The organism is Mesorhizobium sp. M0678, assembly GCF_040320505.1.
GTDB lineage: Bacteria > Pseudomonadota > Alphaproteobacteria > Rhizobiales > Rhizobiaceae > Mesorhizobium.
The window spans coordinates 1-15371 of the sequence record NZ_JAMYPT010000027.1; the positions used below are offsets into that span (position 1 = coordinate 1).

Consider the following 15371-nt stretch of genomic DNA (forward strand, 5'->3'; position numbering starts at 1 on the left):
AATCGGTGATCGCAACGTCACCACCGTGCCATGGCCGCTCGCCCCTCAGAGCAGGCGCCGTTCTCTCTCCAAAACTTTTTGCAGAACCTTCAGCACACTATCCCGTGTTCGATCCGGCCGGCTCACCAGCGCTCAACGGATCGACCGCGCCAGGTTCTCGCCACGGCGGCAGCGAAGTCTTGCAAACACAACTCTCTGGCCGCGCGCCCTCAGTGTCTGTTCCGGCTACCGCCGACAATGCACACCCGCATAGATAGCTCAATCATGCTGCAGGGCACCTGATCTCCCTGGTGACCTACCCTGCACCTTGGCATTGTATGACAGACCCTTCCGCACAATAGGTTGGCGGGCCGCGTCGGCGCATTCTCCTGAGCATTGGTCACCACAGGCCACACGGGAGAAAGCAAATGCGAAACATAACTCGAGTCCTGGCCCTCACCGCAGCGCTTGCCGCGTCGGGCGGCGGGATGGCGCAGGCCGCGAATTCTCAGCCCAAGCCGACGATCGTGCTGGTGCACGGCGCCTTCGCGGAATCGTCGAGCTGGGATGCAGTCATCACCAAGCTCAGCAAAGACGGTTATGTAGCGATAGCCGCAGCTAATCCGCTCCGCGGCGTTGCCAGCGATGCGACAGCAGTCTCAGCCATCGTCCGGTCGGTTTCCGGGCCGGTCGTGCTGGTGGGGCATTCCTACGGCGGGCCTGTCATCACCGAGGCCGCCAATGGCAATCCCAATGTGAAGGCATTGGTCTACGTGGCGGGTTTCGCGCCGGATACCGGCGAATCGAGCCTTACGTTGTCCAGCATGTTTCCCGGCAGCACCTTGGGGAGCGCGCTTGCTCCCGTCGCGTTGCCGGACGGCGGACAAGACCTCTTCATCGAGCCGGCCAAGTTCCGCGCCCAGTTCGCCGCCGACGTTCCGCAAGAGCAGACTTTGCTGATGGCTGCCACTCAACGCCCTGTTGCGCAGGCGGCTCTGGCTGAAGCCTCGGGCGTCGCCTCATGGAAGACGCTGCCGTCCTACATGATCTACGGCTCGGATGACCGCAACATCCCGGCAGCCGTCATGAGCTTCATGGCCAAGCGTGCGCACGCGGTAAAGACCGTCGTCATCGAGGGTGCGTCCCACGCGCTCATGGTTTCGCATCCCGACGAGGTCACGTCACTCATCGAGGATGCTGCTGCATCGGTCAGTCAGTAGCAGGCCGGAAACGCCCAGCATCCGATCGAGCAACGAAAATAGACACGCAACACCAGGAGACCAGACATGAAGATCGTCGTCATCGGCGGAACCGGGCTGATCGGTTCAAAGACCGTGGAGAGACTGCGAAACAAAGGACACGACGTGCTTGCGGCGTCGCCGAATTCGGGCGTCAACACCGTTACGGGAGAGGGTCTGGCGGCCGCGCTTGCCGGTGCGCAGGTCGTCGTCGACCTCGCGAACTCGCCGTCGTTCGAGGAAAAGGCTGCCCTGGAGTTCTTCGAGGCATCCGGGCGTAATCTTTTTGCCGCCGAAACGGCCGCCGGCGTCCGTCATCACGTGGCGCTGTCGGTCGTCGGTACCGACCGGCTGCAGGGCATGGGCTATTTCCGCGGCAAGTTGCTTCAGGAAAAGCTGATCAGGGAGTCCGGAATTCCCTACACCATCGTTCACGCCACTCAATTCTTCGAATTCACCGCCGCCATCGCAAACACGGGCGCCGTCGGGGATACCATTCATATGTCGCCGGCCTACTTCCAACCCATGGCGGCTGATAATGTTGCCGATGCGATGGCGGACGTCGCGCTTGCCGCGCCGTTGAACGGCATGATCGAAATTGCCGGCCCGGAGCGTGTTCGCATGAGCGAACTTGTCGAGCGCTTCCTGAAGGCCACCAACGACCCGCGCAAAGTCGTCCCGGATCCCGGTGCGCTCTACTACGGCCAAGTGGCAATCGACGATCGAACGCTGGTGCCCGGCGAGAACGCGCGCATCGGCGCCGTGCGTTTCGATGATTGGCTCAGCCGATACACACCACCGAAGTAAGTAATCATCGGATAGGCCCGCCATTCGCACAACAAGGAGACCAGACATGATCAAAACACTTCTCTGCGCCGCGCTCACCTCCGCTTCCGTCACCGCAGCAATGGCCAATGACGCCGCCAGCGTGAAGCTTGTCTACGACCAGGCTCTTCCAAACGTGCCCGGCAAGAGCATGAAAGCCGTGCTCGTCGAGTACGCGCCTGGGGGTACGTCGCCGGCTCATACCCATCCCAAATCCGCGTTCATCTATGCCACGGTCCTGGAGGGGGCGATCCGAAGCCAGGTCAACGACGGGCCGGTGAAGACTTATCGCGCCGGCGAGAGTTTCTCGGAATTCCCTGGCGACCGTCATGCCGTCAGCGAAAACGCCAGCAAGACGGAAGGCGCACGTCTGCTTGCTATTTTCGTCGTCGACACCAGCGAGACGGAACTTACGACGAACGCGAAATGAAATCGTAGCCCCCGGGACCATCGGGGCGTACGCGAAGGGACGGTCAGTGACATGAATTCGATCGCCATCCGCACACTTGCGGGGATTTTGGTCCCCGATACTCCGCTTGTTGGCCGAGCGATCGAACATGCCCGCCAGCGATGTGAACCCTACCTGTTCAACCACGTGGTCCGATCCTGGCTTTTCGCGGCCCGGATCGGACAGATTCAGAATATCCAGCACGACGCGGAGGTTGTTGCCGTTGCAACCCTGTTGCATGACGTCACGCTCAATGAGGACTTCGCCGGGCCGCGCCGTTTCGAAGTGGAAGGCGCCGATCTTGCCCGCACTTTCGTTCGGGAGGGCGGCTTCGACGAGCGGCGCGCCCAATTGATCTGGGACAGCGTCGCGCTCAACTCGACGCCGTCAATCGGCCTCTACAAGGAGGCTGAGGTGGCGCTTTGCACAGCCGGTATCTGTCTCGATGTCGTCGGCTTGCAATACAGCCTCATTTCGTCAGCCGAGATTGCAAAGATTATCGGTGAGTTTCCACGCCTCCAAATGAAGCGACGGATGACGCGATGCTTTTGCCATATCGCCGAGGTCAGGCCGGAAACCACCTACGACAACTTTGCCCGGGACTTCGGCGAGCGCTTTGTTTCAGGCTACAAGGCGACTTCGGCAGTTGATCTTGTGATGAACGCTCCCTTCGAAGAGTGAACGCAGTTTCGATCCAGGTTCTATCGACACCGGTCGGTTCAGCCTCGCCCTTCAAGTGACCCAAACGCCGCGCGCCTGTCGCATGCCTGCGCCAAAGCGAATTGCCGAGGGCAGCGGTCAGGTGCCAATTTCCACCTCCTATACTTCGGTTTAGGCGCCCCAACCAAATCGAGTGGCAATACATATCATCGGCACGATAGCAACAGCTCGTCTCACCGGTCATCCTTACGCTGCAATGGATTGCAAACACCTCAAGGAGATAAGTAATGAATATTGCAGCGTCACCGGTCGCTCCGAAGGGAAAAGCCGTCGCCCAACGCGCGAGTTATGCCGAGCAGTCGCCGGAACTTCTGAAGAAATTTATTGAATTTCTTGGTGCGACGCGAGAGGGGTCGATCGAAGAACCGATCCGCGACCTTGTTGCAGTCCGAGCCGCGCAGCTGAACGGGTGCACCTTCTGCCTCGATATGCACGTCAAACAGGCGAAGATCCATGGCGAGCGCGAACTGCGCCTTTACCACCTGGCAGCCTGGCGGGATTCGACCTTGTTCGTTCCTCGCGAGCGCGCAGCCTTGGCATGGACGGAAGTCTTGACCAAGCTGCCCGAGCAGGGTGTCCCGGACGAGATCTACGATCGGGTCAGGTCGCAGCTTTCCGAGAAGGAAATCTCCGATCTGACCTTCGTTGTCATGGCAGTCAACTCTTGGAACCGTCTGAACATCGGCTTCAAACCCGTCCCGGGCTCGGGCGATGCGAAGTTTGGCCTGAGCAAAGCAGCACTGAGCTAATCTTTGGAATGGGTCAGAATGGCGCTTGTTTGTGCGCCATTCTGACCGGCCGGGCGAAGGCGCCGAGCTCGGCGACCAACACTGGAACCGATCTCAGCCTCCCGGCCGCGGCCGCGAGGCGCTCTCAGGAGGGCGTCATGCGCATTGACAGTCTGCATCCAGTAATATCGGCCCGTCTCATGGTGGTCGATGTCGACGCTCCACTCCGCAGTGCGGCACTCTCACTTTCCAGGCCCGCAATAGGCCTGGTCGTGGTGTGCCACGGCAGTGGGGAGGCGGCAGGCGTGCTGAGCAAGTCCGACCTTGTCCGCCATCTGGCCAATTCAGGGCCAACAGAAGCGCCGATTGCGGCTTTGATGAGCACGTCCATCGTGTCCTGTGGTCCCGATGACGACCTTCATTCAGTCTGGCAGACCATGGCCGCGCAAGGCCTTCAGAATGTGCCGGTGCTAGGGGCTGACTCGAAACCGCTAGGCGTCCTCGATATCCGTGATGCGATGAAGGCGCTTTTCAAACAAGAGGAACTGCAGGAACGGCTGCTTGCCAACTACATCAGCGGGATCGGCTATCAATAGAGCTTGGTCTATCGTTTGGATATACAGAAGTATGTATCGGAGGCTTCTTAGATATAATTGACAATAAATGCCGTAAATTATAGCGTATTGAAGCAAATGGGTGTCGACTGAGCCAACGGGGTTATGAAATGTTTCGTCCGGACATAAAAGAAGATGTCTTCGACGGCCCGCCCGATGGTCTTGGAAGTGGTATGTCCGTGCAAATGTCGACGGCCGGCATCGTCCATGACCTGGGCAATCTCATTCAGGTCGCCTCGTCGGCGTTGAACCACCTGGCCCGCGATCCGAGCATCCAAGCGACTCCGGCGCTTGGGCCTGTAATTGCCGGCGCCAAAACGGCTTTGGAACGGGCTGGGGACCTTGTCCGGCAAACCATCAGCCTGGCTCGAGAGAGCCACGCGGAAATCGAATACACAAACGTAGATGCTTGCCTGGCTGAGATCGAAACCCTCGTGCGGAGCGCCTTGGATGCCAATTTCGGTCTTGAGCTTCGGGTTGGGTCCGACCTGCCTTTGGTGAGATGCGATCGCTTTGGGTTGCAAAATGCGGTTCTGAACCTTCTGTTCAACGCGCGCGATGCAATGCCTGACGGCGGTTTCATCTCGATCGATGCCGGCTTGGCCTCTGAGAGCTCTACCGCCGGTCAGGTAGATATCCGTGTCGCGGACAACGGTATCGGGATGACCAGCGAGACGATGGTCTGCGCCTTCGATCCGTTCTTCACCACCAAAAGCGAAGGCCTCGGCGGCGTCGGTCTGCCGATGGTGAAGCGCTTTGTCGAGCAGTCAGGCGGAAGCATCGATATTCAGAGCACACTTGGGGCAGGCACGACCGTCACTCTGCGGTTGCCTGCGGTGCGATAGCGGCCGGCCAATCTCCCTCCGGTGACAGACGTGACATACAATCGAGAGATAGAGATGGATGCACAAGTCGTTGAAGACGTCCAACAGCACCGTTTCGAGCTGCCGATCGCCGGCGATATGTTTGCGGCGGCCTACTATGGGCTCGAGGGCGGGAAGGTGGCGCTGATACACACCGAAGTCCCGTCGGAATTTTCCGGACAAGGGATCGCGTCGCGATTGGCCCAAGGGACCTTCGAACTGCTCCGCAAAACCGGCCGTAAAGCGATCTTGAAATGTCCCTTCATGAGCCGCTTTTTCGCCAAGCACCCGGACTATGCAGATGTCGTCGACGGCTAGTCAGGGCTCGAATGTCGAGGGTGTCCCAAGGAACTATCCAAATGCCTGACGAGTATGGTTTGCAGAGGTTCGTCAGCGCACAGGATCCGGTCTACGACGACGCGCTGGCCATTCTACGTCGAGGGATGATGTGCACTCCCTATATGGAGTTCATCTTCCCAAGGTTGGCCACCAGGCGGAGCGGTACTGCGCCTGAGCCATATGCAATCACATCGCTCGACGAAGCCAGCGCCTATCTCTCATTTCCGATCCTTGGAGGCCGTTATCGGGAATGCGTTGGCACCCTGCAGCGGCTCTCCGGCCTGAGCGCTCGCGCTGTCTTCGGTGACGTTGATGCGAAGAAGTTGCACGCGTCCCTCACGCTGTTTTCCGAAGCAAGCAACGACGAGTTGCTGCTCGAGACAATCTTCGACGTCTGGTTCGACGGTTTGCTCGATGAGGAAACGATGAACGATCTCTACTTGATGTCGTAGTGGTCTGCCTACGCCACCCGGCGTAAAGCTGTCGCGGCGCTGAGGTCACCATCCGCTGCCTTATCCCTCACACGCTGCCATCTGGCAGAGGCATGAGCTCGTGCTCTCCCGGCACGCCGGGGAAGCGGCGTTCGCGTCAATCCGCCTTTGCCTGCTCGATCCGTTCGGCTGAAGAGGAGACGAAGTTCCAATAGATATGACGTGGCTCGGCCAGGGGCTCACCTCCTATCAGCATCAGTCTCGCCGCATGGAAGGCAGGCGCCTGGAGCACAATCTCAGCGCCGGGCGCCAGAGCTACTAATTCGGCCTCATGAAACGTACCGAGCTGGCCGACAATTCCAACCTCACCGGCGACGATGTAGATCGCACGCGCACGGTGTTCGGGTTTCACCTGGTAGCGCGCGCCGCTCGTGAGCACAATTTCGGCATAGACCATGTCGGAGAACGTCCTTACCGGCGAGACCAACCCGTCGGACGCGCCGGCGATCAACGTAAACTCGACGCCGTCGGCACAGATCCTCGGTATTTCGGGGGCGCCAAAATGTGCGACGTCGGCGGCAATTTCTTCATCGCGGGAGGGGAGGGCGATCCAAGCCTGAGCGCCGAAGAGATTGCTTGCCGACGCCCGGACTTCCGGTGGCGTGCGCTCGGAATGGACGATGCCCGACCCGGCCGCACTTTACCCAAATTATCGCGATGGACGATCTCGCCATCGATCAGGTAGGTCACGGCCGCAACGCCGATATGCGGATGCGGTCCCATATCGAAACCGTGACCTGCGTCGAATATAGCGGGGCCGAAATGGTCGAACAGGATGAAGGGTCCGATCATCAGGCGATTCGAGGACGGCAATACGCGCCTTATCTTCAGTCCGTTCCCAAAATCACGTAGCCGGCTGGATGAGTGTATCGATGCCTGTGATATCGCTTTGGCGGATGGTCATGGATCTCTGTCCTTCTGCATGCCTTATCAGCCAGGTGCTCGAACTCGCTTGAACGGAGCGGCGCGAAAGACTGTCTGAATGGCTTTGAGGAGCGCGAATTTGGAGCCCGCATGGCGCTGTCCGGCGATGCCGCTTTCATTAAGAGCCGACACCCTCATCGACAGGATCGCGGCAAGATCTTCGGCCATTTCGGGCCTGTCGTGCAGCAGCGGCGCAAAGCTTTCCTGGTCTATCTCGTAAACAGTGACAGGGGTCATTGCCCGCAAACTCGACATCTCGCCAATGCCGGCGAGCAAGCCGGTCTCGCCGAAGAAATCGCCAGGTGCAAGCCGGCCGATCTCCTGCAGTTGATCATCGCCCTCGCCAATTTGCCGGACGATGGCGCCCCTCCGAACGATCATGAGCGACGGCAGCATCTCTCCCTGTCGTGCGATGATTTCGCCCTTATGGTAGGTGCGCACCGAGGCCGCTTTGGCGAGCGACTCCTGCTCGGTATCCGTTAGCGCCGAGAATACCGGTATGGAATTGATGAGTTCGATCGGGGTGAAGCCTTGGGAGGCCGCCGTCTCGTGGCCCGGCCGGTTGGTCATGGCAATCGAGCCCGAAAATGGCTCCGCCAGCAGCATGCCGGTCGACTTTGAATGGCGATAAATGAGATCGAAGATTTCGTTCCGAGCGGCACTTCGCTGGTCGATACTTGCGACGCGAAAAAACAACTCGATCTCGATAGCTGCGGCATCCAGGCTTCTGATGGTGACCGAAGGCGAAGGCTCCTGGAGGATTGAATTGCAGCTCAGCAAGACAGTGCGCATGAGCTCTACGATGATCGCCGGCGTCTTCGTTGGCGCCACCTTGACGGTTACGGCAAGTCCATGGCTCTCGTCCGGACCGCTTAGATTTGTTACCCCGATCTTGGCGAGAAGGCTGTTTGGCAGCGCCACGACATTGTGTGTCGAGGTCAGAAGTTGGGTCGACCGCCAATTGGTCTCGACAACGCGGCCTTCGGTTCCGTCGCCCAGAATGATCCAGTTTCCAAGCACGTAAGGGCGGCCGAGGTTAAGCGCGATCGCCGAAAATACGTCACCAAGCGTATTCTGGAGCGCCAGTCCCAGGATGACGGCAAAGACGCCCGACGTGGCAATGAGCGTTCCGACCGGCACTGCAAAGACAAACGCCAGGATCGACAGGAACATTCCAGCGTAGACGACACCGACCACGACGTCCTGCAGGAGACGTGCCTCGCGCGGCTTTCGCTCGAAGACGAGATAGATACGGACAAATCCGATTAGCGCCCAGGCAAGGTGAACCCACCAGAGCAGCTTGACCGAGCCGATGAGGATCGCTCCTCCGGTTGTCTCGTTGTCCCCTGCGGTCTCGTATGGCACGACGCGCAGGTCGAGAACCATGGCCGACATCGCGAGGAAAAAGCCGAGTTGGACGACCAGCTTCGCATTGGCGAAGCGTCTGGGGATGAGGGACCAAACGACGATCCCGGCGAGGCCGAGCAACACGATGTAGACCAGAGGAGAGTTCCACCAGCTCATGAACGATCCCCGCGATGCCAAGTTCAATGTTTGGTCTCCGGCCCGGCGATCGGGCCTCTGCCGCTGGCCTTGTCTTTTTCGAGAACTGCTTCGGTGATCGAATTCGGCAGCCGTCGCGGCTTTTCGATCAGCCCGAGCACCGGCATGGCGATGATGAAGAACGCAAAATAGTAAAGCGTCGCCAGTTGGGACATGACGACGTATGCGCCTTCCGCCGGCCGGGAGCCGAGCCAGCCGAGAAAGAGGGCATTGGCAACGAACAGCCAGAAGAGCACCCTGTACCAGGGCCGATAGACCGCCGAGCGCACCTTCGAGGTGTCGAGCCACGGCACCAGGAACAGCACCGCGATCGAGCCGAACATCGCGAGCACGCCGCCGAGCTTGGAATCGATGGGCCCGATATTGAAGGTGATGGCCCGCAGGATCGCGTAAAACGGCAGGAAGTACCATTCCGGGACGATGTGGGCCGGCGTCTTCAGCGGATTGGCGATGCTGCTATTGTCGGGATGGCCGAGGTAGTTCGGCAGGTAGAAAACGAAATAGGCGAAGAAGAACAGGAACACGAGGATGCCGAAGGCATCTTTGACGGTGGCATAGGGCGTGAAGTCCACGACATCAGTTTTCGATTTGACCTCGATGCCGGTCGGATTGTTCTGGCCGACGACGTGAAGCGCCCAGATATGCAAGGTCACCACGCCCGCAAGCACAAATGGCAGCAGGTAATGCAGCGCAAAGAAGCGGTTCAGCGTCGGATTGTCGACCGCGAACCCGCCGAGCAAAAGCTGCTGGAGCCAGTCGCCGATCAGTGGGACGGCGGTGAAGAAGTTGGTGATGACAGTAGCGCCCCAGAACGACATCTGTCCCCAAGGCAGCACGTAGCCCATGAAGGCCGTCGCCATCATCAGCAGGAGGTTGGTGCAACCGAGCACCCACAGCAGCTCACGCGGCGCCTTGTACGAACCATAGTAGAGCCCGCGGCAGATGTGGAGGTAGACGGCAATGAAGAAGAACGACGCGCCGTTGGAATGGAGGTAGCGCAGCAGCCAGCCCGAATTCACGTCGCGCATGATCTGCTCGACCGAGTTGAAGGCCAGCCCCGTATCAGGGGCGTAATGCATCGCCAGCACGATGCCGGTCAGGATCTGTGAAACCAGCATGATCGTGAGAATACCGCCGAACGTATAGGCGTAGTTCAGGTTGCGCGGCACCGGATAGACGATGAAGCTGTCATAGACCAGCCGCGGCAGCGGCAGGCGGGCATCGAACCAACGTTCGATTCTGGTTTTGGGCGTATAGGTCGAGTGTTTGTCGCCGCTCATCGAAATGCCCCCTGCCTCAGCCGATACGGATCTTGGTGTCGTCAATGAACTGGAACACCGGCACCGCCATGTTCTCCGGCGCCGGCCCCTTCCGGACGCGGCCGGCGGTGTCGTATTGCGAACCATGGCAGGGGCAGAACCAGCCGTCGAAATCGCCTTCCTGACCATGCGGGATGCAGCCGAGATGGGTGCAGACCTGGATCATCACCACCCAGGCTTCCTTGCCCGGCATAGTTCGATTGGCGTCGGTTGCCGGCGCATCGGCCGGCAGGTTGGCGTTGCGGGCAATTGGATCCTTGAGCTCGGCGAGACTGACTGCCTGGCCGTCCTTCCTCTCTTTTTCGGTGCGGTTGCGCACGACAACCGGCTTGCCGTGCCAGTCGACGATCAGCGACGTTCCCGGCGTCAGCGAGGAGACGTCGACCTCGATCGCGGCGGGCGCCTCGACGCGCAATGTGTGCTCGGCTGTGGAGGTTTCGGAAAGGTCGGCCATGATGGCGACTCCTATTGTCGGAAGCTGCGTCATCGCGTTGGTGGCAATCGAGCAAAAGCAGACCACGGCTTTCGCGTTTCCAGTCTGCTCGTGCCGCGCGGAAATATGCCGGCCGTGGCCGGGTGTGAGCCATCGTGCCAACGGCACGTGCGTCCAATACTTTCGTTTAGGATTTCCTGAGCGAAGGACTGGCCGGGCTGGCGATGATGCCATCATGGAAGGTTCTGGATTCCTCCAGATAACCGTTGGCCGCTGAGCTGGCATACGTCCCGGCATTGTGCACGGCGATCCCGAACTTCACCCCGACCATACCTCGGCATAGGCACGTCTAGCTGTCGGTGTCGTAGTCGTCGTCTCCGCCAAGTGCGAGTTTCTGGAGCGGTTGTCTCGCGTGGCGCGGGGCAGGTTTTCCGCTCGGCGACGACCAATTGTGGGATTCAATCGGGTTCAGAAAAGGGAAAAGCGGTGAAACTCTACTACAGCCCTCTCGCCTGCAGCCTGGCGGACCACATCGCTCTGGAAGAGGCCGGTGTTTCCTTCGAGCGCGAAAGTGTGAACCTCAAGACCAAACGGACAGGCTCCGGGGATGATTTCACTACCGTCACGCGCAAGGGCTATGTTCCAGCCCTCGTGCTGGATAGCGGCGAAACGCTGACGGAAAATATCGCCGTCCTCGACTGGATTGCGTCGCAATACCCGCCACTGGGAGTGGCGGGGCCGTTGGGCCGTACCCGCCTTCTCGAAGCGCTGACCTACGTCTCAACTGAAATACACCGAAGCTTCAAGCCGATGTGGCACCAAAGCAGCGATGCCGAAAAGGCCAGGGCGAGCGCGACGATTACGAGCCAACTCGAGTTCTTCGCTGACGGGCTCGAGACCGACTATCTGTTCGGCGACAAACCCAGCGTCGCGGATTTTTATCTTTTCGTGATGCTGCTTTGGGCGGCCCGCTTCCACGTCCCTCTTCCCGCGCCTTTGCAAGCCCTTCGCGTCCGAATGGCTGCCCGACCGGCCGTGCGCATCGCAATGGATCGCGAGGGCCTCGTCTGAAGCCGAGGGCGACTTCGAGCATAAGATCAGATGCAACATGTCCTCTCGCCCAAACAGAAGATCAGGAGTCATTCTCATGCTGCCGTTCCTGCGGATGCTACATCCAGCCGGTTCCAAGCGCGGGGACGGCCTAAGTCTCGAATTTCTGAGGAGGGAAATCGAGGAAACGCTTGACCTGACCGACATTCCGTCAGAGCTCGCCGCACTGCCCCCTGGCCGAGTGGTTGCAATACTGGATTCGCCGCAGTCACCGTCGAAATAAGCGCAATATTTCCTGTCGGCCGATGCGGCGGCCGGTCTAGTTGTTCCCGCTTGTTGGTCATCATAGAGGCTTCATCATGAATGCGAGTAAGGCTCCCGACACGGTCGATCATCGCCGCCGGCGCATTGTCGGTGCGACAGCAATGACGTTCGCCGCCACCGAACTCGGCTTGAGCGCGCCGGCAGCCACTTGGATGGTCGAGGCGAGGGCATCCGCGACGCAAGCCAGGCCGGAATCATTCGGCTCGCTCAGACAGGTCAATGCCGGAAAACTGAGCGTCGGATATGCGGAGCTGGGGCCTGCCGAAGGTGCTCCAGTGATCCTGCTTCATGGCTGGCCCTATGACATTCACACCTACACCGACGTCGCTCCTATGCTTGCCGCAAAGGGGTACCGCGTGATTGTGCCCTACCTGCGCGGCTACGGCACTACGCGATTCCTGTCGGACGAGACGATGCGCAATGGCCAGCAGTCGGCGCTCGCCGCGGATGCGATCGCCCTGATGGATGCGCTGGGGATCGAAAAGGCCACGATCGCCGGCTGCGACTGGGGCGCCCGAACGGCCAATGTCGTTGCCGCGCTCTGGCCTGAGCGTTGCAAGGCGATCGTCTCGGTGAGCGGCTATCTCATCGGAAATCAGCGGGTCGGCATGGTGCCGCTGGCACCGGAGGCGGAGCTTCAATGGTGGTATCAGTATTACTTCGCCACGGATCGCGGCCGTGCCGGCTACGAGAAATACACGCGCGATTTCGCCAAACTCATCTGGCAACTCGCTTCGCCGCAGTGGAATTTCGACGATGACATCTTCCAGCGCAGCGCCGCAGCACTGGACAACCCGGATCACGTCAGCATCGTCATTCACAATTACCGCTGGAGGCTCGGCCTGGCACAGGGCGAGCCGGAATATGACGTTCTGGAAAACCGGCTGGCCCAAGCTCCCGTGATCACAGTGCCGACCATTACCCTTGAGGGTGATGCCAATGGTGCACCCCATCCCGACAGCAGTTCCTACGCCAAGAAATTCTCGGGCAGATACACGCACCGGATCATCACCGGCGGTATCGGCCACAACTTGCCTCAAGAAGCCCCGAAGCCTTTGCCCAGTCTGTCATCGACGTCGGCGAATACTGATCAAAATCCATGACGTGCCCCGACCGTAAGGAATAACACGGGAAGATTCCTGGTTCTCGGCACAGCCTCCCGTCCGCTTAGGCGAGAACAGCTCTCCCGCCGACCCAGACCGACGCGATGTTGGCCCTGGAAGCGGAGTAGACGATCTTCTGAAGGATGCCGTCGCCGTCGTCGAGTTCGTCCCACAGGTGAATTGTGCCTCTGGGCGCGGCGGTGTCGACCAGGATCGCATCGAAATGGTAGCCAGGCGAGAATCGCCCCACAGGCAAGCCGAGTGCCGCGCCACCGCCTGCCGTCGCCAGGTGGAAGGACTCGCGAAAGTCGACGCGTGCTGTTCCGGCCGTGCCGCGCGTCTCGGCCGCTAGCGCCGGGTCGGTGCCGGTTTCCAGCATGCGCGACGACATGACCGTCGCGCGCATCGCATCGAACATCGAGGCGCTCGGTCCCCCGGAAATGTCGGTGCCGAGCCCGACCTTGACACCCTTCTCGAGGGCCGCCCTCAACGGGAACACGGCGCCTGCGAAGTAGGCGTTGGAGACGGCGCAGTGCGCCACGGCCGCCTTGCGCACGCTGATCGTCTCCATGTCGGCAAGCGTAATGAAATTGGCGTGCGCGAGCACGCTGCCGGCGCGCAGCAGGCCAAAGCGATCAAGGCTCGACGTGTCGCTGATCCCGTGGCGCTGCAGCACGTAGCCATGCGCCCAGTCGCTCTCCGAGCAATGCGTCTGCACATGGCAGCCGTATTCCTGCGCAAGCGTGCCGAGCCCTTCGAGGGCGGCGTCGGTACAGGAGGGGATGAAGCGCGGCGTAATGACCGGCTTTACCCGTCCCGTGGCATTGTCCGGATGCCCATGCACGTAGCCGATCAGAGCGCGCGTGCCATCGATGGCCGCGTCCGCCGAGGTATCGCGATAATAGGCCGGGCACTCGTCGGGATTGTCCATCGCCACTTTGCCGACCAGCGCACGTTGCCCGCGTTCGAGGCAAATGTCGACGAGCAGCCTTGTCGCGTCCTGGTGGATAGTTGCGAAGTAGAGCGCTGTGGTCGTGCCGTTAGCGATCAGGTCGTCGACCAGCAGGCCGTAGCTGCGCCGCGCGAAGGCGAGATCGGCGTAGCGCGCCTCCAGGGGAAACGTGTGTTTGTGGAGCCAGGCCTCGAGCGGCACGTCCAGCGCCCGGCCGAGCTGCGGATATTGCGGCGCGTGCACGTGAAGATCGACGAAGCCGGGCAGCAGATAACTCTGCGCCGGCAAGGTCGCCAGCGAACCGGTCCGGCGCGCGGCCTCCAGCGCCTCGTCATAGCCAGCACCATGCGGATGCAGCACCGAGGCGATGATGCCTGATTGATCGATTGCGATCAGGGCATGGCGCAACTCTTCCACGAGCCCGCGCTCCGGAGCGTGAAAGCCGCTGGCCAGAAGCGTCTTGCCGCTCAGGTCGCTCACCTGTCCTCCGCCGAAGAACAGCTACGCACTGCCGTCGCGAAGCGCCAGAGCGCGATTGCCCGTCCGTCGATGCCGATGACAATATCGGAAGGGCAGCCGCTCATGCGGCTTGCGCCGTCGTGCCGTAGGTGATGCCCTTCTCCTTCAGCCAGCGGCGATAGGCGATCGACGAGCCGTCGGCCCGCGTCGGGATTTCCGCGCGCGGCTCGAGCGGCAAAAGAAGTGGCCGCTGGTTCTCCAGGATGATGCGGTCCTGCAGGAAGATGAGCTGCTGGAACTGCACCAGTTCGGTCGTGGTCGATACGTCGTCGATCAGGAACATGACGGGGTGCGCGCGGCAGCGGTCCGGATCGAGGGGCTGCACGAACAGACAGATCACGTCCCACCGGGTAGCCGAGTTGGGGCAGGTCTTGTAGAGCATCACCGCGAAAGGATTGGCGACCCGGTACATGTATTGGGTCATGATGCCATCGGTCGCCGAGAGTGCCGCCTGCGGCTGGAAGAATTCGCAGTTGGTCGCCCACACCTCATCCACGTCGCGGCGGATTTCGGTTGTGTAATGCCGCACTTCCGTGTGCGGCTCGGCGCCCAATATGTCGGTATGGACGAAGGGGAAATGCGCCATGTCGAGGAAATTCTCGACGATGCGCAGGCCGGACGCCTTTACCGCGATCGCTCCGCAAACGACAGGCCGGCGGTCGTCCTCATAGGCCTCCGGGATCGACAGCACATCGCCGGCCGGCATGCCGAGCGTGATCCATAGATAGCCGTAGCGTTCCCTGGCCGGGACTTGGCTGCCGTCGCCGGCACGCGACACATTGACCGGGCCTGCCGTATCGCGGGCTACCAACAGATCGATGCCCAGAAGCCGGTTCGGCATCGTGCCGACCGGAATCTCGTTCAGCGCGTCAATGCAATACCATTGGTCGAGGGCCGCCTGCTCCGCAGCTCGCTTAATGGTCATTGTTGCGTCCTTCC

The 15371-nt window shown here is 60.6% G+C and carries 17 protein-coding genes and 1 pseudogene; 11 read left to right on the forward strand and 7 right to left on the reverse strand.

Annotation, left to right across the window (positions count from 1 at the left end; all coding sequences use genetic code 11):
- Positions 1-407: 407 nt before the first annotated feature.
- The 9 genes from NKI29_RS29100 to NKI29_RS29140 all read left to right on the forward strand — a co-directional run bounded on the left by NKI29_RS29100 (position 408) and on the right by NKI29_RS29140 (position 6206).
- Positions 408-1199, forward strand: coding sequence for an alpha/beta fold hydrolase (locus NKI29_RS29100; RefSeq protein WP_023674204.1), 792 nt, complete (start codon positions 408-410; stop codon positions 1197-1199).
- Between the two features lie 66 nt (positions 1200-1265).
- The gene (locus NKI29_RS29105) at positions 1266-2024 is read left to right on the forward strand and encodes an SDR family oxidoreductase (RefSeq protein WP_023674205.1); all 759 of its coding nucleotides are present in this window, start codon (positions 1266-1268) and stop codon (positions 2022-2024) included.
- Between the two features lie 46 nt (positions 2025-2070).
- Positions 2071-2472, forward strand: a complete 402-nt coding sequence (locus NKI29_RS29110) for a cupin domain-containing protein (RefSeq protein ID WP_352449836.1) — start codon at positions 2071-2073, stop codon at positions 2470-2472.
- Between the two features lie 51 nt (positions 2473-2523).
- A complete protein-coding gene (locus NKI29_RS29115; protein WP_352455792.1) occupies positions 2524-3171 on the forward strand; it encodes an HD domain-containing protein in 648 nt (215 codons plus the stop codon).
- A 266-nt stretch (positions 3172-3437) separates the two neighbouring features.
- Positions 3438-3959: a carboxymuconolactone decarboxylase family protein gene (locus NKI29_RS29120; RefSeq protein WP_023674208.1), complete on the forward strand. Its 522-nt coding sequence runs from the start codon at positions 3438-3440 to the stop codon at positions 3957-3959.
- 137 nt (positions 3960-4096) lie between these two features.
- On the forward strand, positions 4097-4534 hold the full coding sequence (locus NKI29_RS29125; protein WP_352619266.1) for a CBS domain-containing protein: 438 nt from the start codon (positions 4097-4099) through the stop codon (positions 4532-4534).
- Between the two features lie 128 nt (positions 4535-4662).
- On the forward strand, positions 4663-5397 hold the full coding sequence (locus tag NKI29_RS29130; protein WP_352798136.1) for a sensor histidine kinase: 735 nt from the start codon (positions 4663-4665) through the stop codon (positions 5395-5397).
- Positions 5398-5451: 54 nt separating this feature from the next.
- A complete protein-coding gene (locus NKI29_RS29135) occupies positions 5452-5733 on the forward strand; it encodes a GNAT family N-acetyltransferase (RefSeq protein WP_352798139.1) in 282 nt (93 codons plus the stop codon).
- Between the two features lie 41 nt (positions 5734-5774).
- Positions 5775-6206: a DUF1810 domain-containing protein gene (locus NKI29_RS29140; protein ID WP_352798142.1), complete on the forward strand. Its 432-nt coding sequence runs from the start codon at positions 5775-5777 to the stop codon at positions 6204-6206.
- 136 nt (positions 6207-6342) lie between these two features.
- On the opposite strand, the gene NKI29_RS29145 is transcribed toward NKI29_RS29140, so the two are convergent.
- The 5 genes from NKI29_RS29145 to petA all read right to left on the reverse strand — a co-directional run bounded on the left by NKI29_RS29145 (position 6343) and on the right by petA (position 10538).
- Positions 6343-6642, reverse strand: coding sequence for a pirin-like C-terminal cupin domain-containing protein (locus NKI29_RS29145; RefSeq protein WP_352798145.1), 300 nt, complete (start codon positions 6640-6642; stop codon positions 6343-6345).
- Positions 6643-6692: 50 nt separating this feature from the next.
- On the reverse strand, positions 6693-7037 hold the full coding sequence (locus tag NKI29_RS29150) for a pirin family protein (protein WP_352798147.1): 345 nt from the start codon (positions 7035-7037) through the stop codon (positions 6693-6695).
- Positions 7038-7175: 138 nt separating this feature from the next.
- Positions 7176-8693, reverse strand: a complete 1518-nt coding sequence (locus NKI29_RS29155) for a mechanosensitive ion channel family protein (protein WP_502896736.1) — start codon at positions 8691-8693, stop codon at positions 7176-7178.
- 23 nt (positions 8694-8716) lie between these two features.
- Positions 8717-10012 (reverse strand): cytochrome b, encoded by a 1296-nt coding sequence (locus tag NKI29_RS29160; RefSeq protein WP_352622865.1) that lies wholly within the window; start codon positions 10010-10012, stop codon positions 8717-8719.
- A gap of 16 nt (positions 10013-10028) precedes the next feature.
- Positions 10029-10538, reverse strand: a complete 510-nt coding sequence (petA, locus tag NKI29_RS29165) for a ubiquinol-cytochrome c reductase iron-sulfur subunit (RefSeq protein ID WP_352798224.1) — start codon at positions 10536-10538, stop codon at positions 10029-10031.
- Positions 10539-10970: 432 nt separating this feature from the next.
- Between petA and NKI29_RS29170 the strand changes: the two genes are divergently transcribed.
- Positions 10971-11555, forward strand: coding sequence for a glutathione binding-like protein (locus NKI29_RS29170; protein WP_352798152.1), 585 nt, complete (start codon positions 10971-10973; stop codon positions 11553-11555).
- Positions 11556-11893: 338 nt separating this feature from the next.
- Positions 11894-12948, forward strand: a pseudogene (locus tag NKI29_RS29175) (alpha/beta fold hydrolase).
- Positions 12949-13025: 77 nt separating this feature from the next.
- Here the strand turns inward: NKI29_RS29175 and guaD are convergent.
- Together guaD and NKI29_RS29185 are read right to left on the reverse strand one after the other, a co-directional pair.
- Positions 13026-14393: a guanine deaminase gene (guaD, locus tag NKI29_RS29180; RefSeq protein ID WP_352798157.1), complete on the reverse strand. Its 1368-nt coding sequence runs from the start codon at positions 14391-14393 to the stop codon at positions 13026-13028.
- 100 nt (positions 14394-14493) lie between these two features.
- Complete coding sequence (locus NKI29_RS29185) at positions 14494-15357, reverse strand: aromatic ring-hydroxylating dioxygenase subunit alpha (protein WP_352724107.1); 864 nt, start codon at positions 15355-15357, stop codon at positions 14494-14496.
- Positions 15358-15371: the final 14 nt, after the last annotated feature.